The organism is Streptomyces sp. NPDC111656 (assembly GCF_055656965.1).
In genome coordinates this window covers 1-18,037 of record NZ_JBVKCA010000015.1, presented here as the reverse complement: position 1 = coordinate 18,037, position 18,037 = coordinate 1, and the positions used below count along the sequence as shown (strand labels likewise).

The 18,037-nt window shown below is 68.2% G+C and carries 21 protein-coding genes and 3 pseudogenes; 6 read left to right on the top strand and 18 right to left on the bottom strand.

What is annotated here, in order from left to right:
• Positions 1-882 precede the first annotated feature (882 nt).
• The 6 genes from ACZ7M3_RS35215 to ACZ7M3_RS35190 form a co-directional block, all read right to left on the bottom strand.
• A complete protein-coding gene (locus ACZ7M3_RS35215) occupies positions 883-1,503 on the bottom strand; it encodes a hypothetical protein (protein WP_261692215.1) in 621 nt (206 codons plus the stop codon).
• The gene (locus tag ACZ7M3_RS35210) at positions 1,479-1,796 is read right to left on the bottom strand and encodes a hypothetical protein (protein WP_472068755.1); all 318 of its coding nucleotides are present in this window, start codon (positions 1,794-1,796) and stop codon (positions 1,479-1,481) included. The genes ACZ7M3_RS35215 and ACZ7M3_RS35210 overlap by 25 nt, the downstream gene beginning before the upstream one ends.
• Positions 1,797-1,812: 16 nt before the next feature.
• Positions 1,813-2,253 carry a hypothetical protein gene (locus ACZ7M3_RS35205; protein ID WP_472068753.1) on the bottom strand — a complete coding sequence of 147 codons (441 nt, stop codon included), beginning with the start codon at positions 2,251-2,253 and terminating at the stop codon, positions 1,813-1,815.
• Between the two features lie 315 nt (positions 2,254-2,568).
• A complete protein-coding gene (locus tag ACZ7M3_RS35200) occupies positions 2,569-3,285 on the bottom strand; it encodes a hypothetical protein (protein ID WP_472068751.1) in 717 nt (238 codons plus the stop codon).
• A gap of 251 nt (positions 3,286-3,536) precedes the next feature.
• Complete coding sequence (locus ACZ7M3_RS35195) at positions 3,537-3,680, bottom strand: hypothetical protein (RefSeq protein WP_472068749.1); 144 nt, start codon at positions 3,678-3,680, stop codon at positions 3,537-3,539.
• Entirely contained in the window at positions 3,680-4,585 is a 906-nt protein-coding gene (locus ACZ7M3_RS35190; protein WP_472068747.1) for a hypothetical protein, read from the bottom strand. Before ACZ7M3_RS35190 ends, ACZ7M3_RS35195 begins: the two co-directional genes overlap by 1 nt.
• A gap of 285 nt (positions 4,586-4,870) precedes the next feature.
• On the opposite strand from ACZ7M3_RS35190, the gene ACZ7M3_RS35185 reads away from it, so the two are divergent.
• A complete protein-coding gene (locus ACZ7M3_RS35185; protein WP_472068745.1) occupies positions 4,871-5,269 on the top strand; it encodes a helix-turn-helix domain-containing protein in 399 nt (132 codons plus the stop codon).
• Between the two features lie 98 nt (positions 5,270-5,367).
• Here the strand turns inward: ACZ7M3_RS35185 and ACZ7M3_RS35180 are convergent, their stop codons facing one another.
• The gene (locus tag ACZ7M3_RS35180; protein WP_472068743.1) at positions 5,368-5,715 is read right to left on the bottom strand and encodes a WhiB family transcriptional regulator; all 348 of its coding nucleotides are present in this window, start codon (positions 5,713-5,715) and stop codon (positions 5,368-5,370) included.
• Positions 5,716-6,027: 312 nt separating this feature from the next.
• Positions 6,028-6,540 (bottom strand): diguanylate cyclase domain-containing protein, encoded by a 513-nt coding sequence (locus tag ACZ7M3_RS35175; protein WP_472068741.1) that lies wholly within the window; start codon positions 6,538-6,540, stop codon positions 6,028-6,030.
• A gap of 528 nt (positions 6,541-7,068) precedes the next feature.
• Between ACZ7M3_RS35175 and ACZ7M3_RS35170 the strand changes: the two genes are divergently transcribed.
• Positions 7,069-7,389 carry a hypothetical protein gene (locus tag ACZ7M3_RS35170; protein WP_472068739.1) on the top strand — a complete coding sequence of 107 codons (321 nt, stop codon included), beginning with the start codon at positions 7,069-7,071 and terminating at the stop codon, positions 7,387-7,389.
• 23 nt (positions 7,390-7,412) lie between these two features.
• Here ACZ7M3_RS35170 and ACZ7M3_RS35165 read toward each other — a convergent pair whose 3' ends face one another.
• The gene (locus tag ACZ7M3_RS35165) at positions 7,413-7,559 is read right to left on the bottom strand and encodes a hypothetical protein (protein ID WP_382320967.1); all 147 of its coding nucleotides are present in this window, start codon (positions 7,557-7,559) and stop codon (positions 7,413-7,415) included.
• Between the two features lie 704 nt (positions 7,560-8,263).
• On the opposite strand from ACZ7M3_RS35165, the gene ACZ7M3_RS35160 reads away from it, so the two are divergent.
• Entirely contained in the window at positions 8,264-8,566 is a 303-nt protein-coding gene (locus ACZ7M3_RS35160; RefSeq protein WP_382320965.1) for a helix-turn-helix domain-containing protein, read from the top strand.
• A 449-nt stretch (positions 8,567-9,015) separates the two neighbouring features.
• Here the strand turns inward: ACZ7M3_RS35160 and ACZ7M3_RS35155 are convergent, their stop codons facing one another.
• The 4 genes from ACZ7M3_RS35155 to ACZ7M3_RS35140 form a co-directional block, all read right to left on the bottom strand.
• Entirely contained in the window at positions 9,016-11,283 is a 2,268-nt protein-coding gene (locus tag ACZ7M3_RS35155) for a tetratricopeptide repeat protein (RefSeq protein ID WP_472068736.1), read from the bottom strand.
• A gap of 680 nt (positions 11,284-11,963) precedes the next feature.
• Positions 11,964-12,296, bottom strand: coding sequence for a hypothetical protein (locus tag ACZ7M3_RS35150; protein ID WP_472068734.1), 333 nt, complete (start codon positions 12,294-12,296; stop codon positions 11,964-11,966).
• The gene (locus tag ACZ7M3_RS35145; RefSeq protein ID WP_472068732.1) at positions 12,293-12,757 is read right to left on the bottom strand and encodes a Pycsar system effector family protein; all 465 of its coding nucleotides are present in this window, start codon (positions 12,755-12,757) and stop codon (positions 12,293-12,295) included. The genes ACZ7M3_RS35150 and ACZ7M3_RS35145 overlap by 4 nt, the downstream gene beginning before the upstream one ends.
• Positions 12,758-13,121: 364 nt before the next feature.
• The gene (locus ACZ7M3_RS35140) at positions 13,122-13,781 is read right to left on the bottom strand and encodes a hypothetical protein (RefSeq protein ID WP_472068730.1); all 660 of its coding nucleotides are present in this window, start codon (positions 13,779-13,781) and stop codon (positions 13,122-13,124) included.
• A gap of 159 nt (positions 13,782-13,940) precedes the next feature.
• Here ACZ7M3_RS35140 and ACZ7M3_RS35135 point away from each other — a divergent pair, with 159 nt between their 5' ends.
• Positions 13,941-14,522, top strand: a complete 582-nt coding sequence (locus ACZ7M3_RS35135) for a YrhB domain-containing protein (protein WP_472068728.1) — start codon at positions 13,941-13,943, stop codon at positions 14,520-14,522.
• A 48-nt stretch (positions 14,523-14,570) separates the two neighbouring features.
• Here the strand turns inward: ACZ7M3_RS35135 and ACZ7M3_RS35130 are convergent.
• The 4 genes and pseudogenes from ACZ7M3_RS35130 to ACZ7M3_RS35115 form a co-directional block, all read right to left on the bottom strand.
• Positions 14,571-14,885 (bottom strand): annotated as a pseudogene (locus tag ACZ7M3_RS35130) (IS982 family transposase); the annotation flags it as partial.
• Between the two features lie 414 nt (positions 14,886-15,299).
• Positions 15,300-15,509: pseudogene (locus ACZ7M3_RS35125) on the bottom strand (hypothetical protein); the annotation flags it as partial.
• An 89-nt stretch (positions 15,510-15,598) separates the two neighbouring features.
• Positions 15,599-15,904, bottom strand: coding sequence for a hypothetical protein (locus ACZ7M3_RS35120; protein ID WP_472068726.1), 306 nt, complete (start codon positions 15,902-15,904; stop codon positions 15,599-15,601).
• An 88-nt stretch (positions 15,905-15,992) separates the two neighbouring features.
• Positions 15,993-16,679, bottom strand: coding sequence for a DUF4232 domain-containing protein (locus ACZ7M3_RS35115; RefSeq protein ID WP_472068724.1), 687 nt, complete (start codon positions 16,677-16,679; stop codon positions 15,993-15,995).
• A gap of 399 nt (positions 16,680-17,078) precedes the next feature.
• On the opposite strand from ACZ7M3_RS35115, the gene ACZ7M3_RS35110 reads away from it, so the two are divergent.
• Complete coding sequence (locus ACZ7M3_RS35110; protein WP_472068722.1) at positions 17,079-17,420, top strand: SMI1/KNR4 family protein; 342 nt, start codon at positions 17,079-17,081, stop codon at positions 17,418-17,420.
• A 59-nt stretch (positions 17,421-17,479) separates the two neighbouring features.
• Here ACZ7M3_RS35110 and ACZ7M3_RS35105 read toward each other — a convergent pair whose 3' ends face one another.
• Complete coding sequence (locus ACZ7M3_RS35105; RefSeq protein ID WP_472068720.1) at positions 17,480-17,653, bottom strand: hypothetical protein; 174 nt, start codon at positions 17,651-17,653, stop codon at positions 17,480-17,482.
• 122 nt (positions 17,654-17,775) lie between these two features.
• Between ACZ7M3_RS35105 and ACZ7M3_RS35100 the strand changes: the two are divergent.
• A pseudogene (locus ACZ7M3_RS35100) lies at positions 17,776-18,037 on the top strand (IS6 family transposase); the annotation flags it as partial.

The window sequence follows — 18,037 nt, the reverse complement described above, 5'->3', positions numbered from 1 at the left end:
GCGGCGCGGGTCAAACTCGGAAACCAGCGGGTTCGCAGAATCTGAAGGCCACCGGGTCGGGAACGCGCTGGCGGAGGGTGGGCAACACCCGGGGAGGCACGCGGGTTCGCCCGGGATGACGGCTTCGGCTGGCCTCGGCTGGTGTCAGTGCGCTGTGAAAGCCTCGCGGGCATGAGTTACGACTTGGCTGTATGGGAAGGCGAAAGACCAGCGGACGGCAAGTTCTGGTGGGGGTGTGGTGGGTGGGTCCGGACACTGCTTCGGCGTCCGGACCCACCTGGTCAGAACGTACGCCGTGTGGTGCGGGGTCCAGTTCGAGGCGCGTCCTGGGGCTCCGTCCGCTCACGCATCGCTCACGCAAGAAGCCGTGCTGAACAGCGGCTTCCCTGCCACTCCAGGGTGTGGCAGGCGAGTCAATGACTCCACCACAAGGGGATCAAATGACGTGGGGTGGGGGCTGACCTGCGGATTCGCCGTGAAAACACTGCGGACCAGGGAAAACACGCTCGGCGCGGTGGGTGCGTTTCTTCTTGAGGGACCCGATGACCTGGGCATCTACGAGAAGGCGCATCTCGCCGACCCGCGAGGCGACCTGCGCTGCCGCGTGGATGCTCTGGGCCGAGGCGGTCGTCGGGCAGGTCAAGCGGCTGCGTCCCTCCAAAGGAAACGCACCCCGGCGCGGTCGGCGCCCCGGTAGTGGTCGCGGCGCTCTTCGAGGGCGTCGGTGGGGGAAAATCCCCAGGTCCTGGCCTTCTCGCAGTCGATCCTGTGATCGGGCCGGCCTTCGACATGGAGTGGACCTGCGAACCGATCCGGTTGGCGAAGTCCTCACGCCAGCCGACATCGCGGCCGTCGAGTGGTGCCGGAGCGGGGCCGGTCACGTCAGGGATGGACAGCCGCGATCTCGGCGGCCTTCTCCTCCGTCGGGCCGATACCCGTGTCGCTGCTCATGACGCGTATCAGCCGTCCTCCTGAATCCGTTTTCACGCCGCTCACGATCATGTCGACGACCTGCTCGCCCTGTTGTCCGCCGACCTGCTCGACTCCATTGAGGCGTATCTCTGTTCTGCCCGACCGGGTGTCGGCCACCGTGACGTCATACTCCAACGATGTCGAGTCGTATCCCATGGTGAGGCGGGGGCAGGCTTCCGCGGCGTTCTTCAGGTGGGAAGAGAGGTTGCCCGGGTCCGGGACATCGGGTTGGTCGATGACCAAGAGGTAGGAGCCGGTTGCGGAATTACGGAATCCGAATGAGCGCGCATCGGCGCCGTTGGCCTGATTCAGCAGCTGGAACAGGTCCTGGCATGCCACCGGGCGGATATCCCGGGTCTGGGATTCCATACCTTCGATCACTGGTTCTTCGACCCACCCGGTTGCCGCCAATTCCTGAGCCATTGACCGCTCGGCGGATTCGGCGGTTTTGACGGAGCAGCCCGCAACCGCAACCGAAACTGCACAAAGCGACAGGGCGAGGCAGGTCAGTAGCCTTTCATTGCCCGCCACACAGGCCCCAGATACTCGGAGAGTTCGGATTCTTCGCGCCGCGCCAGTTCGACCAGTTCGGAATTCCGGAGGGCACCCTCTCCGGACGTCATGATCTCCTGCACTTCGTCGGCCATCGGTAGCATCTCCGGTGAGAGCGACACAGCCGCCGAGTCCTCCACTTCCTCCTCCGAGCGGAGGAAGTGAAGGATCAGCGCGGCCAACGCGACATCTCTGACCTCGAGTTGCTCTGCGTCCCGAAGCCTGGCGACCTCCTGAGCCGTGACCATGAGGTCGTGCGCATCGGCCGTCATGTGTCTCATTGCGCCCCTAGTGCACTCGTGTCAGCGTGCGGACCGGCGAATAGTATGTCGGCAGCGTCCATATGTTGCCATGCTGCCCGAAGTGGGTGCCCTTGGTGCGGTACTTCCAGGTGCCCGGCCGCTTCAGGGTGTCATCGTTCACTTGGATGACCGGACCTTTGTTGTGGCTGACGATCGGGTCGCCACGGTCCTTCCACGAGCGGTCATAGATCTGAATGTGCGCCTGCGTGTTGGCCTCGTCAAGCTTGTCCGTGCACCTGACCCGGACGAAACCTTTCACCGTCACACTGTTCGGCGCCCACGGTGTTCCCACGTTCTTGTCCCACGAGCAGGTGATTACATGAAGTGGGCCGACCTCGGCGGCCACAGCCATCGGTGCCGGTCCGACAACGACGATGCCGAGAGCGAGCGGCGAAAGCAACGCGGCAGCTCTCATCCGTGTACGCATGAATACGTTCCCCGTTTCCCCGTTTCGACACGAGGGGAGTAGTTGCCCCTGGCCGGGCGAGCCCCTCGTAGCTGCTTAGGAGACTATGACCAACTCCCAATGGTCACAAGTGATTACTGAAATTCGGAACATGGTCAAAAAATGAACAAGGTGAACAAAGGGAGCTCAACCACGAGTCGGCGGGGCAGAGCTTCGGCGTGAAGCCCTGGGTTCGGGACCTGTCGGGCCGAGTCGCGGGTGTCAACGCGGTGGCCAGAGTCCATCCACACACCCGGAACTGGCCCCGGGGCTCGTGTCGGCGACATCCAGTACGTGTCAGCGAGCGGCAAGCCCCGGTATGACCGCGATGGCCCGACGGCCTTCGTACTGGTCAGGTGCCTCTTTGGTCGGAGCACAGGACAAGGCGAAGGCTGTGTTCACGTCCGGGAGATCCTCGTACGGGCGATCACGTTCGGAGCAGAGGGTCCTCGGCGGAGACCTGGCCGCGAACCTGACGAGGAGCGATCTCGTGATGGACCGACGCGCGGCGACCCGCGCCCTGGCCGGGGGAGCCATCACCGGCGCCGCCCTGCTCGATCCCTTGGAAGGATGGCTCCAGCCTGCGGGCTCCGCCGCCCGGCCAAGGCAGATCTCATGATCGATCCGGTTTGGCCTGCGGATTCGTAGTCGTCCTGCGGACCGGTCGAGGTCGTCGAGGAGGATTTCGGCGACTTGCTTGGGACGAACCGCATAGGCAGCCATCAGGACGAGAGCGAGTCTGTCTTTGGCGCCGCAGGCCTGGTTCAGCAGTCCTCTGAGCCGGTCCGATGGAATGGGCCGGGGGACCCTGACTGGGGTGGTGAGATGCACGTTCCTGGCCGGATCGCGGAAGAATCGACGCTCGCGTCGCAGGGCTCGGAACAGCGAGCGCAGTGAGGTGAACACCGAGTAGTTGACGGCTGCTGCCTTCATCTCCTGCTCAGTCACCTCGCTGAGCGAGGCGAGATACTCCCAGGCTCCAAGGACGGCCAGCAGGGCCTCGCTGCGCGTCACCCGCCTCACCTCGCGGCGGCGCCGCTTCCTGGCGTGCGGCATCACTGCCTCCAGGTGCCGGGCAGCCGGGCGGGGCGCTGCGGGTAGCGGGGGCCGGGCCGCTGCGGGCGGGGCCTGCCGATCCGGCGGCGCGGTCTGGGGATGAGCACGGGCGGTTCCTCCAGCAGGTCGGTGGCAGGGACGGCCGCGCCCCGCCGGCGGTGTTGCTGTCCGGCGGGGCGCGGTGGTGCTGTGCGGCTGGTGGTCCGCGGCTACGGGGCGTCGTCGGGGGCCGCCGTGGTGGGCGACGTCGTGGCCGACGGGCTCTGGGACGGGGTGTTGGCCTGCCCGTCCGCGCTGGCGTGGGAGCCGAGGACGACAGCGAGGATGGCCGCGGTGATCAGCACGAGACGCATCAGGAGCGGCATCTTCGGCTTGGCGGGGGCTGTGGGCTGCGTGGGTATGAACCAGCCCTGCACCGGCTTCGGCGGGGTGTTCTGCGGCATGACGAACCTCCTTGCGGATCGGCGGCGTTGGGGTGGTGCGCGGGCCGGTCGGCCTGTCCAGCCCTCGCCAACCCGGGACGGGTGGGCGAGGGCCAGGCGGAGCGACCGGAGGTCAGTCCCGGAAGGCGCAGCTGTTGTGCGGGGTGCTGGTCGGCGGGCGCGGCCTGGGCGGGCACGTGAACGTGGATCTCGGGCCGGACGGCGACCTTCGCCGGGCGTGCCGGGCGGCCGACGGGGCGGCGCAGGGTCAGGCCGCGCATCGCGAACGCGGACAGGAACGTCCAGGCGAGGACGGCGAGCCCGGCCGCGACGGGGCGGCTGGTTGCCGGGGTGGCCGTCCAGACCATCCAAACGGTGGCCGCGCCCCACGCGGTCCACATCGCGCGCACTCCGTTGTTCCGCGAGAGGTAGCCGAGGGTTAGGCCGACGATGCCGGTGAGCAGCCACAGCGTGTAGATGGTGGAGGCTTCGACGGCGAGGCCGACGGTGTGCGATGCGATGTACGTGCGCACTGGCTGGTCGACGACGGCGAACACGCCGCTGGAGGTGTCGACGCCGACCTGCACCTTGGGCACGGCGGTGAGCAGGTGCTGAAGCGCCTGGAGGATGACTTCGCCGGCGGCCCTGGCCATCAGCACGACGAAGGAGACTCCGGCCACCGTCAGCAGGGCCCGGAGCCAGGGGGCCATGTACCGGAAGCCGTCCTCGGGGGCGCTGAGGATGTCGTCCCACATCGCTGTCAGGACGCCGCCCTCTTCCCAATTCTTGAGCCGTCTACCTGCTTCTACGACCTCTTCGGAGTCATCCGGAACCATGCGAGAATTGCCGAGAGTTACCGAGACGCGCGAGGTCTCAAGGCACCAGGGGGAACGCTGGCAAATCGACGTCGCAGTGTTGAACCAGGTGATCCTTTTGCTGATTTCGCAGCCAAACTCCGGGCGCTCCAAGCCGCAGCCATCGCTCGCGCCACCACTCCAAAGGACGCCGAAGCGCTCAAGGTCGACAGCGTTGCAGGAAGCGAGACCTGGCCATGCGGCGCTTCCACGACCTACGCAGCGTTATCCGGAGCGAGGCTGCCATCAGTCCAGACTTTGCGCGCCATGGTGCAAGCCTGGGACCCGCGGAGGGGGGAGGGATTTGCAGCCTGGTGGAGGGAACGCGACGCCACACAAGACAAGATCATTGCGCGTCAAAGTGCAGATCATTCCGCCCGCGCCTCCTCCTCGCGCCCGGCCCGTCCAACTCGGACAGTGGCTAACGCTGATGCGGCGAGAGAACTTCGAGCCCGTTTCCAGGCTGCTCGAGCCTCCCGAGGCATGACTTCCACCATGTTGGCGAGGATGACAGGGCTGGGCAGAACCACCATCAGCCAGGCTCTTAGTGCCACCGACTCACTGCCTTCGGCAACGACCGTTGCTACCCTGTCGGCTGCTCTGCGCCTGGAAACTCGTCAAATGCTGGATCTCCTGGCTGTGGCGAGAGGCGCGCGTCAACCGTGACGGTTCACAGGTGTTCAACTTGTTCCGAGCGAACGACGATGAACACCGCATCGTCCGCTTCCTAACGCGCGCGTGGCCGTAGCGGCGGAAAGGCAGCGTCACCGGGGTGGGGCGGTTGACGGGGTCTGTGCGGCGAGGACGTTCACCCAGTCCGGACCGAGACGGTTCTCCAGCCGCCGGCGCAGGGCAGTGCGGTCCGGGGCGGTGGTGGCGGCCCATACGCCGATGCGGGTCAGGTCCGGGTGGGTGAGTGCCCAACGCAGGCAGGCCGCGGCGATCGGGCAGGTGCGGCACGTGGCCTTGGCCTGCCGGATGCGGTCTGCTGCGGCGGGGTCGGTGACCTCGCCGCGGTCGACGTCGAACGCCTGCGGGTTGCTGTGGCACGCGGTCGGTGTCGCGGGGGTGGGCAGTGGGATGCGCTGGTCGAGTTCGAGGGTGGGGCCCATGGGGGTCTCCAATCGCACGTGAGTCAGGCGTGGTCGTCGTAGTCGCTTACGCGTTTGGGCTTCGCGTCGGAGGCGAACCTGCCGAGGCGCGCCTCGGTGGGGTTCGCGCTGATCCAGTCCTCTCGCAGACCTTGTGCGCGGGCTCGCCGTAGTGGGAGCGCATCGGCGTGGGAGCACCGCACAGCACGCAGGGCAGGTCCTGCCAGCGGTCGAAGTGCCGGGCGTACCGCCAGTCCAGGAGGCCGCCGGGAGCCGGTATGAGGCCCGGCTCCCACAGCGGTGCCTTGCTGCGGCGGTGCCGGGCGGGCGCGCTCATCCGACGGGCAGGTGGGTGCCGGGGCGGCCCGGGCGGCGCCCGTGGACCGTGGGCGTATAGGCGTCGTGACGCGTCGCCAGGTAGTCATGCGGCTGCTCGCCGGTCTTCACGCGGTACATGGCCGTGTCCGCACCGCGCAGAAGACGGGAAGCGCCGGCCGCGTCGGACAGGTCGACGGCGCGGCCCGTGCCGATGGACACCGCCGGGCGCAGGATGTGCCCGTGGTGGTCGACGGGCTGCTCCAGCTCCTCGCGCAGCGCCGCTGTCTCCCGGAGCGTTGCGGTGGGCGGCAGCAGGAGAGCGGCGCCGAATTCGTCGCCCCCGAGGCGTGCGGCGAGCCCGCCACGGGCAGCGGCCCATGCCCCGATCCGGTGACCGATGGCGGCGATGAGGGCGTCGCCGGCCGCGTGCCCAAGGCTGTCGTTGACGGCCTTCAGGCCGTCGGCGTCGGCGACCAGGACGTGCAGCTGCTCGCGGTGGGAGCGGGCGAGACGCTCGGTGCGGACCATGAGGGCGTCACGGCCGGGCAGTCCGGTCAGCGGTGGATCGTGATGGGCCCGCCCGGGATCCTCGGCGGCCGTGTGGACGGTGCTGCGATGCGCCGATCAGCGCCAGGAGCGCATTCCTGGGCAGGCCCGGGTAGAGAGGGGCGGTCATTCGGCCGGGTCAAGGGCGTGGGCTGCCCAGATCAGGCGCATCCCGGCGTTGTCGGTGATCAGGAGGGCGGCCTCGCGGGCACGAGGCGTCGCTGTCGCGGCCGGGCTCGATCCGCTCGGCTCGCTGCGCGGCGGCGGTGAGCATCTGCGCGAGGGACGCCATGAACCCGCCGGGTGGGTCGGTGTCCTCGCTCAGCTCGCGCACGATCGCGGCGAGCTACGCCGGGTCGACGTCGTCGGCGGCGAGGTCGTCCTGGATCTGCTGGAGCGCGAGTTGGGCGATGCCCACGGAGGCGCGGACGCTCTCCAGCCGGGTGCGGCTCACCGGCGGGCGCCGGGGCGGGTGAGCCAGGTGGTGACGGCGGCGGAGCCGATGGCGCGGTGGCCGCGTCCAGCTCCATCCGCGCGCTGCCCGGCCCGGTAAGCTCCGAGATGGCCTTGCCGTCGACGTCGACGCGGGCGGCCTTGCAGTGCTCGATGGAGCCGGTCTTGTCGGTCTTCTTCGCCAGCCACAGCAAAACTGCTCCGTGGTCGATCGCAGCGTGCGTCGACGCGTTGATGGCCGCGCAGGTGAGCATGGCTCTGTCGGCGCTGGCGGCCAAAGACGACGAGGTCCAGCGGCTCCGCCGCGAGCTAAGTACGTTCAGCCGTACTTCCTCGGCTCCTGTTCCAGAACGGCGGCAGGGGGGACGACGCCCGTGACGCCGTCCCCCTGCCGCCGGGCCTCAGGCTCGGCGACGCAGTGCGCCGCGCTCAGTACGACAGGTAAGTGCCACCGCACTGGCAATCGCGCTGAACAGACCAGTGCATGCGGCGATCTGCACGGCGGGCAGGACCAGGGACAGGCCCACGACCACGATGACGATCACCACGAGGACGCCAACCTCCTTGGATCCCTTGCGCGCCCAGGGGCGCCATGGGAGACGATGCGAGAGCGACTGACCCATGCGGTCACGTCCGTTCTGCCGACAACGTCGGCTGGCTGGGCCGCCAGTCGTCCCCTTCAGCTTGGCGGCCGGGGTCGCTGGCGGCTGGTCAACTGTTGCTTTTCCAGCATGTGTTGCCCCCTGACCCTGTTCAATTGGTCGAGACAATACGAGCACAATCTGCGCTCTATACACGACAACAAACTGCAGATGGGGTGGTCATGCCGAGACGGCCCTCGCACCTGGCGCCATCAGACGGTCCCCTCGCGCGCTTTGCGCTCAAGCTCCGAGCGTTGCGTGACGCCGCCGGCTTCGAGGCCCCCAGCGTGGATCAAATCGCAGCGCGGACTCATATCCCTCGTTCCACACTCTTCGCGGCTCTGCGGGGACGGCGCCTGCCTACCCGCTCCGTGTTAGGAGCATTGGTCACCGCTTGGGGCGGTGACGCAACGGAATGGCTCACCCGGCGCACCGTTACAGAAGCCGAACTGGAAGAGCTACGTGCTGCTCGGCCCTCCAAAGGCCGCGTGACCCCGACAGCAGAGCCGAAGGCCACACCAGCACCAGCCCTAGAACAAGCACCGAAGGCCACACCACCACCAATCCCAGAACAAGCAGGCGACGAGAAGCTCCGCTCGGCAGTGCAGGACATGGCCGAACAGCTCAGGAGGCTCCGCGTCGAAGCCGGTGCACCCACATTGCGCCAGCTCTCGAAGAAGATCGAGGAGAACCCCGAGTTTCCAGGAATTGCCAGTCCCTCGACGCTCTCCGACCTGTTCAGCGGGAAGCGACTGCCGAAGTGGCCGGTCCTTGAGTCCGTCGTTCGCGCGCTGGACGGCGACGAGAGGCAGTGGCTGCTCACCTGGGAAAAGCTCGTGATGCTTCGGGAAGTCCAAGCGCTCACCACAGCGACGGACCCGACCCGACCCTGGACGCCTTACCCGGAAGAGTGACTTTCTGGTGGTGTGGCCTTCGGTGATCTCGAAAGGTGAAGGAGGGGGTGGTTCTTTGCCGATGCGCGGCCACCAGCCCTGGCCTGTGAGAACGAGGGTTCGTCCGGCCAGGGATCAGCGAATCCGATGCCGATCACGCCGCCAGGTCGTGGCGTGACTCGTGCACGTAGCTGCTGGGATCGGCCGGGGTGCCGTCCTGGCGCTCCAGTCAGCTGCCAGCCAGAAGATCACCCAACCGATGCGGCGGCCTCGAACTCACGCCCATCGAGATCGATAGAGCAAAGACCACTCAGACTCCCAGGGCAGAGCGGCCCCAGACCTGTGGGCTCTGGAGGCAAGGCACCGGAGCCTCCTTGGAGGTGGTGACAAGGACGCGCCCTAGCCCCGAGGCCGTCCTCGTACGTGGTCCGGCGCCGTTCGGGACGCGAACCGCCGCTTTCTGGGCTTGCTCATGAATCGGTCGATAGATCAACATCCTGGTCCGCTGCCATCTGCCGCCATCGCGCGAGCTCGGCGCGGGCGGCAAGGGTGTCGGGATGATCCTCTCCCAGTACCCGCATCTGGTCATCCAATAGTTCGGCGAAGCCGGCGGCGGCTTCGGCTGCATTCCCCGCCACGCCACGAACCTCGGCAAGGGCGCCCCGGGCGTGAAGGGTGCCGGGATGGTCTGGGCCCAGGACCCGCACCATGTCGTCCAGCAGCTCGGCCAAGTTGGCCACCGCCCCGGCCGTATCCCCTGCATGCCCTTGCGAGCCAGCAAGATTCAGTCGAGTGGTCAGGGTGTATGGGTGGTCCGGGCCCAGGACCCGCACCATGTCGTCCAGCAGCTCGGCCAAGTTGGCCACCGCACCAGCTGCATCCCCTGCGTCCCCTTGCAAGCCAGCGAAATCGCTGCGGACGGCGAGGGTGCCGGGGTGATCCGGGCCCATAACTCGCTTGAAGTTCTCGACGAGTTCGGGACAGGCAGCCAGTGACGCCTCAAGATTCCCCGCTTGGCCTTGCCAGTACGCAAGGAGGTGTCGAACGTGGAGGGCGTCGGGGTGATCCGGACCCTTTGCCTCGAGCAGATCCTCGAGAACGTCGAGGAGGGCGTTCGCGGCTCCGACGGGGTCCCCCGCCTGGCCTCGTGTGGTGGCAAACCAATGGCGGGTCGCCACCGTGTCGGGGTGATCCGGGCCCAGTACCCGCACTCGGTCATCCAACAACTCGGCGAAGGCGGCTACGGCTCCGGCCGCATCTCCTGCCTGCACCTGCATGGAAGCGAGGTGATGCCGGGCGGCGAGGGTGTCGGGGTGATCCGGGCCGAGACGACGGGAAGCCGCATCGGCGAGCTGGGCAAAATGGTCGCGCGCGGCCGAAACCTGGCCGACTTGACCCAAACTGTGGCCCGCGCGGTACAGCACCTCATGAGCGGCGAGCCGGTAGAGCACATCTTCTCCGACGTGGTTGACCAGGGCGGTGGAGTTGGTGCGCAGGAATTGAGCGAGGGCGGTATCCCGTTCAACGTCGGGCCAGGCGGCGAGGAGGGCGTCGGCGACGGTGCGGCTGAGCTGATCCAGCACCGCGGAGGTGAGGCTGTCGCGCGCTGCACGCTGGATGAGCTGGTGGATTCGCACGGCCTGGTGAGGGGCGTCCGGATCGTGGTCGATCAGGTGGAGGCGATGCAGGGCGCGCAGGGCTCGTACCGCGTCCCGGGAAGAAATCTGGCCCCGTTCCGCGGTGAGGTCTTGGTCAGTTCGGGTGCAGGACTGGGCAAGGTGAGTGAGGGCGGGCTGGCTGGTCAGGATTGTTTGGGGGATGCCGTTGGGGTCGAGCAGGGCCGCCAGATGAAGCATGGGGCGGGCCAGGCCGACAGGCCGCAGGCTATCGGCGCGGTCGAGGGACAGGGACCAGGCGGCGGCGAGGGGAACGGCCTGTTCGTCGGGGAGACGGTCGGGGGTGGTGTCGGCGAGTGCGGTGGCGCGATCGGCGAGCAGCTCGCGATAGGTGGCCACGTCCTCGCTGAAGTCGATGAGGTAGACGGCAGCCTGGGAAAGCGCCAGGGGCAGATGTCCGAGCTCGGAGGCCAGTGCGGTGAGTTGGTCGACGGGCTCGTGGCGGCCGTGGGCTTCCAGAGATGTGGTGAGGTGGGCGAGGGCTTCGGCCTCGGTGAACAGACCGACCTCGATCCGGCGGCGGCCTTCGCCGACCAGGGCGGCGTCGCGGCGGCGGGTCGTGACCAGGGTCCGGCCATGCGGGCTGGCGGGCGGCCACAGGCCGCGCAGGTCGTCGGGGTCGGCGACGTCGTCCAGGACAATCAGCCACTGGCAGGGGTGTGCCCCTGGTTTCGGGGTCAGCCACGCGAGAAACGTCCGTGCGGCCTTTTCGGGGTCGTCGGGGTCGGCCCGGCACAGTTCGACGCCTGCCTGCGCGAAGCCGGTTACCACAGGCGAGCGGGCGCTCGCGGTGACCCAGACGAGGACGTCAAGGTGGCCGCCTTCCCAGGTGGAGCGGGCGTAGTCGGCGGCGAGCTGGGTCTTGCCCACCCCGCCCATGCCGGTCAAGAGCTGCCCCGACACAGCCGTTCCGCCGTCCTCGACCGCAGCCCGCAGCCGTTCCGCCTCGGCACGGTGCTGGAAGGACTGCGCTCGGGAGGGGATCACACCGACCTGGTGCGGCCAGACTGCGGGCTCCAGCAGCGGACGCTGCTGCACCATAGTCAACTGCTCGGTGCTCACCTGGTGGATGTAGCCAGTGTTGGAGAGCCCGCCCTCGGAGACGTTCGCGTCCCCAGTCCCGGACACTCGCACCGAACCAGCAGGAGCGCCACCAGTTCCCGGTACCGGCCCGCGGTAGCCGGTCACCGCCGTTGCCCCGGATGCGGCCTTGGCGTTCCCGGTGTCGGTCACCGCAACCTCTTCGTCTGCAAGACCCTTGGGGCCTTCTGGGCGTTTCTCTCCTCTGCCCACGCGACCGTTCCCCCCGCCTCAATCCGCGCTCTGGCCAGGCCGGTCAGGTGTAGTCGATGCCGCTGACAGCGCTACTGCCTTCGCCGGAGGCGGTGGCGTCCCCGGTCCTCTCCGCCTTCGCCGATCCGCTACTCCGGCCCCCTGAGCGCTTCACACCGGTGACAGCCGTTCCCCCACGGCTCGCGCGAGCTTGTCCGGTCCGGATAGCCGTGTCGTCCGTGCGGTTTCCCGAGGGTTGGAACAGTGCCCAGACCAGGGCGGCTACGCCGACGCCGGACTGGATGGAGGCCGCGGCCAACTGCCCCGCATCGGGACTGTCCAGCAGCCAAATGAGCGGCGTGGAGACAATCGCGGCCGCCGCCAGCACAATGACCGTGCTCTTCCACCCCTGCGACATGTCGCCCCTCTCTCGCCCCGGCGCCGACCGCCGCCAGAGGGCCGGCGATTCGCTACTTCATATCCTCTCGTGGCGCCTTCTTTCCTGGATAGGGAACGCACTCCATCAGCAGCGTGGTTCCGGAACCTCCGGCCAGGCCATCGCGGTCGGGTCCGATCCGCTCCACTCGATGCGCGGCCACGGTGAGCAGCTGCGCGCCGGACGCCATGAGGCCGCCCGGTGGGTCGGTGTCCACGCTCAGTTCGCGCAGGGTCGCGGCGAGCTCCGCCTGGTCGACGTCGTCGGTGCCCAGGTCGTCGTGGATCTGCTGGAGTGCGAGCTGGGCGATGCCGGCCGAGGCGCGGATGCGTTCCAGGCGGGTGCGGGTCTGCGCGGCCGCTGTCACAGCGCGAGGCTGGCGGCGGCCAGTGCGAGCAGGGCCAGGGCGGCGAGGGACAGGTCGACCGCGCGCCGCAGGTGGGTGAATTTCCGTACGGCGAGGGTGGACAGGACCCGGATGCGGGCGGCGCGGGTGTCGCCGTCCATGCAGGCGCGGATCTCGTCTTCGTCCAGGCGTGCCCGGTGAGGGAAGGACGCCTTGTCGTCGCCGCGCAGGCGGGGCCTGACGACCAGGAGCAGCAGCACGGCGGCCGCGGTCAAGGCGAGGACGGCGAGCGCGCCGAAGACCTTCGTCGCGGTCGGCAGGTCCTTGTCGGTGACGGACGCGAGGCCGGCGAGGACGGCGCCGTTGAAGGCGAGCAGCAAGGACGCCTTGCCGTCCGTGCATCCGATCTCACTGACGACGGAGGCGCAGGCGGTGTCCAGGTTCTTGTCGACAGTGGGGGCGGGGACCGTAACGGTCGTCATGAGCGGGGTTCTCCTTGGGAACGTGAAGGGGCGGCCCGCGTGGTGTGCGGGCCGCCCGGGGGTAGCTTCGGTGGGTCGGAGGTCAGAACGGCGGTTCGTCCGGCCAGGGGTCACGGACGGGCAGGAGCCGGAGAGTCCGCGTCGGCCGGTCCCAGCACCAGCACAGCTCCCCGCCCGGATACGGGCCTTGGGACCACCAGCCGCCCTCGCCACGGCAGTCCGGGCAGCCCGGGCGAGGCGGAGGGGAGAGCCGGATGGCGTTCCGGGAGACGGCCAGCTCCCCAGGCGCCGGCCTCGAGTGCGACGGTGGCCGCCGTGGCCGTGACGGCTACGACGGCCGCAAGCAGCAGGGCGGTCCGGGTGTTCACGGCCGGGTGTCGCCCCAGGCACGCAGACGGCGCTGGCCGTCGCAGTCGGGCCAGCCACCGTCGTGCGGGAAACGGCCGCCGGTGGCGCGCAGCTCAGTTCGGATCTGCAGCAGGTCGCGCTCGCCTTCCAGGACGGTGTCGACGTACCCGTCTCCGCAGGTGCAGGGCGCGATGAGAGTGAGGACGTCCTGCTCCTGGTCGACGTCGACGGTGTGGTGCAGCCACAGGCCGCCGTCCAGGTAGGCGACGGCGCACGGCTCCAGCACGGCTTCCGGCAGGGCGGGCCGGCCGGACCAGTCTTCTTCGTCCACAGCCTTGCCGAGAGTGTCGGGGTAGTGGTACCAGACGTAATCCAGGGCCGCGGTCTTGGCGTCCTCGCGCTGTTCCTCCTCGCCCTGCGTACCGATCTCAAGGGCGATATCGAAGAGCAGGGCGAGCGGCGAGTCCGCACCGACGGCGGCGGGCGGGGTGAGGTCTCGGTCACGTGCAGCTCCTTGGGGTGTTCCGGGCGACCGGGCTGTCCGGTCCTCCGCGCCGTCCCCGGCCAGCGCAACAGGCTGGTCGGGGGCGGCACGGGGAGCCGTCAGGCGGCTAGACGGTGCGTGGCCGGGGAGGCCATGACGGTGTCGGGGCTGGGCTCGAAGCCCTGGTGGCACGGGTCACACACGCCCTGGCTGCGCAGCGGTACTGGCGCAGAGCACCCGTTCCGTGGCTGTCGTATTCCTGAGCAAGAAGGTCCGTCAGCCCCCTCGTACGTCGCTCTGGGCCGTGCGAATTCGCTGGTCGACAGAAGGCCCGTACGGGATGCTGCACGCGTGATCGAGCGAGAAGCCGCCGTTCGGGCTGTCGAAGAACAGCTGGGGCGCGACTATCAGCAGTGGCGGGCTGTAAGCGCGGACGCGGCGAGGATGGCTGTGGTCCGTGTCGAGGAGCACGAGCTGGTGTGGATCGTCTCCTGGCAGTCCGAGGACTTCGTACGCACCCGGAACTCGAAGTACGCGCTGGTTGGCAACGGGCCGTACCTGGTCGACCGCGTCGACGGGGGACTACACCAGATCGGCGTCGTCTCCGCGGTAACCGGGGAGTGGGAAGCCGACTACCGGGCCCGGATACGCGGGCTGCCGGTGCGTACTGCAGTGGACGATCTACACGATGCACTCCGCGGAGTCGCCACGCGCGGACGGATGCATGCTGTGCGGACACTGCGCCAAAGGCTGCCTGTGCTCTCGCCCGCGGAGGCCATCGAGTACGTGAGCGCGTTGCTGGAGGGTGATGCACCCGCCCGCCTCGTGGCCGTCGCCACCATGGAACTCGTGGAGCCTCTCAACCCGGTACTTGGGGTGAAGACCGTTCTGAGCGGGGCGGCGATCCCAGCCGGTCAGAGACCCGAGGGATGACTGGAAAGCCAGTCGGCATGCCGATCGCGAATCTGGTCCCGCTCGTCGGGTGTTGATGGCCCCGATCCGGTTGACGCGGCGGAGCAGTTCGGCGGACTTGCGCAGCCGCTTGTTGTAGCCGGGTTGCTGGGGCAGGTACGGAAAGAGGTGCCGCAGGTGGGCCCGGGCATGCCGGAGCCACCTGGCTTCAGAGGTGAAGCCGAGCATGGCCTGCATCATCGCAAGAGTGACCAGCTCGGCGTCCGTGAGCTGCGGCGCGATCCCCACGGCCGGCCGCCACGGCGCCAAGTCCGGACGCTCCTTCAGCAGATCGTCGGTCGTCGCATAGAGTGCTGTCGCGAGGGTGTCTAGGTTGTTCGTCACAAAACGATCTTGGATACCCTCGTTCTCGTCTCCGCGGGCGCCCCTTGAAATAGATCATCTAGTTGGTCCGGGCTCGCGGGCGTATCGGTGACCGTGCTCAGGCCCTCGAGCCGCACTCAACAAGGCGGCTGACTTTCGCCTCCTTGTTATTAATAAGGCCCAAATCGCCGGGGCGGCGGTGTGCGGGTTCACTGTTTGTCTCCATCAGCCGACCATCGCCCCACCGCACCCACCGTGTGCCGTCGTTCGTGGTGAAGTGCAGCCCCTTAGCCATCCGGCCAGTCCCATGGGGCTTGGCCAGATCAGCCGCGCGGGCGTTGACCACTCTCTGCGGCATCCGTACGGCTGTGCAGGGCGGCATTACCCCAAGGTAGACATACGTGAGGGTGCGTTTCCTCTTGAGTGAGCAGTTCTTCAACGGTCATGCGGCGATGCCGAGTTGTTCCTTGTAGAGCGTGGCGTGGGTGCGCGCTGATACTCGCGACGGGCGTGGTAGTTCCAGTACTCGTTGAAGTCGCCGTTGGCGATGACGGCCCGCAGCAGCAGGACCGCCTCGCCGCCGGGCAGGCTCCACCTGGCTCCGGTCACGTCGAGGCGGTCCTTGACGAGGTAGCGGCAACATCCCGCGCTGCAGCGGGAAGGAGTGCAGGCGACTTGGCAGGGCCAGGGCCAGGGCCTTGTCGCCGGGGTGCAGGTTCGCCGCCTTCGGGGCGCTAGGCGATCCGGGTCACCTCCACCCGGCCTACCGTGGTGGCCACCTGGCGGCGGTGGCCGTGCTCGGCCCGTACCCGCACCACGCCGTCGGTCCCGGTCACCGACGCCCGGCGGGCCTCGCCGCGGGCCCGGGCGTCCAGCTGGTCCTGCATGAGCCGGCGTTGCAGCTCGCGCCCGGTCTCGGTCAGGTAGTCCTCCAGAGCTTGTCGGCGGCGAGACAGTCCTGGAACGAATCCGTGCAGCGGCTTCTCCAACGACCCCAGGGCGGCCGGATCCGGCCCCGGACGGTTGACGTTTCCCCGCATCCGGGTGTGGTGAAGCAGTCCGCTTCTGGGTCAGTTCCCCGGTCGGCCACGGCGGCCAAGCGCCGTTACCTGCCAGGAGCCGCCGCTCTTACTCGGTGGTGTGGGTGGGGTAGACCTGGACGTCGGTGTAGGCGCCCTTGATCTGGCCGGCGGCGGCGGGCCACTCCAGGGTGACGGTGTGGGTCTCGTTCGGGGGCGTGACCAGGATGTTGGTCGGGGTGGCGAGGCTGTTGCCGGTGGTGTCGATGGTGTAGGCGAGGTCGAAGATCGCGGCGTCGCCGGGCTTCAGGGTGGTGATGCGGGGCTGGGCGTGGCCGCGTTCGATGGGGTTCGAGGTGTGGTCGGCGTCCTTGATGTCGACGCCGGCGAAGCCGGTGGCCGAGCAGGTGGTCGAACCCCGGTTGATCATGGTGATGTTGATCCGGCCGGAGGTCTTGTCGGGCGCGGCGTTGGTGGCGTCGATGGCCAGGTCCTCGGTCTTGCAGAACGTGACCTTGTTGCTGGTCTTCGCGGCGCTGTTCGTGCTGCCGGTGCCCGCCTGGGTGTCCTGGCCGCCGGAGTCCGGCTTCGTGTTGGTGGCGGTCGAGTCGCCGGAGTTCGAGCCGCTCCCCGACTTCGAGTCAGCGTCCGAGGTTGCAGAAGACGCGGCCGAGGGCGGGGTGGAGGCGCCCTTGGCGGAGGAGTCCTTGCCGGAGCCGTCACCGCTGCAGGCAGTGAGGGAGAGGGTGGCGGCGAGGCTGATGGCGGCGAGAGCGGTGATGCGGGTGTGCTTCATGGTGTTCCCCCGTGAGTAGTGAGGTCCGTGCGGTCAGAAGTATTTGTATCTCGCACCGAGTTACAGGCGGTTCTTCGCGAGGTCTTCGTTCTGTCACAGGCGTATCGGCCCAACTGGCCACCCGTGGAACGTCGCAGAACCCGCTGCCTTCCTGAACGCGACTGCTCGGGGTCACGTATGTCGTCGCGTGCGCGGCTGGACCGGGGCTACGCAGTTGCCGGCCGTACGGCGCAGACAGCTACGCGCGCGTGATGCGGCGGCGTGCGTCGGAATCGCGCACGTAGCGCCCGCAGCGCCCGTAACGCACTCAGGCAATTCGTCCGGATTTCCGCATGAGAGACCACTGACTGGTTCCGGGCATGGACCGGGAACGGTGAACTACGCGGAGACGACTTCCGGGTGTTCAGGCAGGACGGCTCGGGCGGGTACGCGGCTTTCTGGCGGGTGCGCTCAGGTCAGTCGCTGGCCGATCAACCCGTCGTCTTCCTCGGGTTCGAAGGGGAGACCGGTGTTGTCGCCCGTGACCTGAGCAGCTTTCTGTGGCTGCTGGCCGACGGTTTCGACCCTTGGGAGGCAGCTCCTTCGCATGAGCCTGACTGGACCCCGTGTCCCAATCAGGAGCTGGCAGCCGTTGCGGCGCGGTTCGCGCCGCAACGACGCCAGCCGGCCGCTACCGTGCTTGAGCAGGCCGCCGAGGAATTCCCCGACTTCGACGACACCATCATGGAACTCTGCCGCTGAACCCTGGGAACCCTGTCCTGCGCGGTCAAACTCACCTGGCGAACGGTCAGGATCACCTGTCAGCAGACACGCACGCCCTGGCCCGGCCTGCTGGCGCGGAGGACGATGGAGTCATGGGCGAGCACGACCAGGACCAGGACGACGTCGCCGAACCGGCGCGGCCGCCGCTGACCGTCGCCCGCGCCCGCGGAGTTGTGGCGTACGGACTGCGGGGACAGGCGGGTACGAATCAACGTGCTCAGCCATCTGCTCGATGGTGAGCCGTCATCGCCGGTCGGGCCTTACCGTGGGCGCTGTCACGTTGGCTGACCGGGTGGGATGGTCTTCTGGTTGATCACGCGGGGAGGGGTCGTCCGTGGGGAGCGCGTTGCCGTCGTACAGGGGGCACCGGTACCCGGTCGGGGTGATCTCGTGCTGTGTGTGGCTGTACTTCCGCTTCCCGCTCAGCTTCCGCGAGGTGGAGGAGCTGATGCTCGAGCGAGGCGTCATCGTCTCCTACGAAATGATCCGCCGCTGGTGCGGCAAGTTCGGCCAGGCCTACGCGAACGGACTGCGCCGCCGCCGTCCCCGGCCTGGCGACAAGTGGCACCTGGACGAGGTGTTCGTCAGGATCAGCG

Bases quoted from the DNA above. Each gene is read 5' to 3' on its own strand.
- ACZ7M3_RS35210 (WP_472068755.1), bottom strand. From the start codon at position 1,796: ATGACGGCCGATGCGCACGACCTCATGGTCACGGCTCAGGAGGTCGCC.
- ACZ7M3_RS35205 (WP_472068753.1), bottom strand. From the start codon at position 2,253: ATGCGTACACGGATGAGAGCTGCCGCGTTGCTTTCGCCGCTCGCTCTC.
- ACZ7M3_RS35195 (WP_472068749.1), bottom strand. From the start codon at position 3,680: ATGCGTCTCGTGCTGATCACCGCGGCCATCCTCGCTGTCGTCCTCGGC.
- ACZ7M3_RS35190 (WP_472068747.1), bottom strand. From the start codon at position 4,585: ATGGTTCCGGATGACTCCGAAGAGGTCGTAGAAGCAGGTAGACGGCTC.
- ACZ7M3_RS35185 (WP_472068745.1), top strand. From the start codon at position 4,871: ATGGTGCAAGCCTGGGACCCGCGGAGGGGGGAGGGATTTGCAGCCTGG.
- ACZ7M3_RS35180 (WP_472068743.1), bottom strand. From the start codon at position 5,715: ATGGGCCCCACCCTCGAACTCGACCAGCGCATCCCACTGCCCACCCCC.
- ACZ7M3_RS35175 (WP_472068741.1), bottom strand. From the start codon at position 6,540: ATGGTCCGCACCGAGCGTCTCGCCCGCTCCCACCGCGAGCAGCTGCAC.
- ACZ7M3_RS35160 (WP_382320965.1), top strand. From the start codon at position 8,264: ATGGCCGAACAGCTCAGGAGGCTCCGCGTCGAAGCCGGTGCACCCACA.
- ACZ7M3_RS35145 (WP_472068732.1), bottom strand. From the start codon at position 12,757: ATGACGACCGTTACGGTCCCCGCCCCCACTGTCGACAAGAACCTGGAC.
- ACZ7M3_RS35120 (WP_472068726.1), bottom strand. From the start codon at position 15,904: ATGCGGGGAAACGTCAACCGTCCGGGGCCGGATCCGGCCGCCCTGGGG.
- ACZ7M3_RS35115 (WP_472068724.1), bottom strand. From the start codon at position 16,679: ATGAAGCACACCCGCATCACCGCTCTCGCCGCCATCAGCCTCGCCGCC.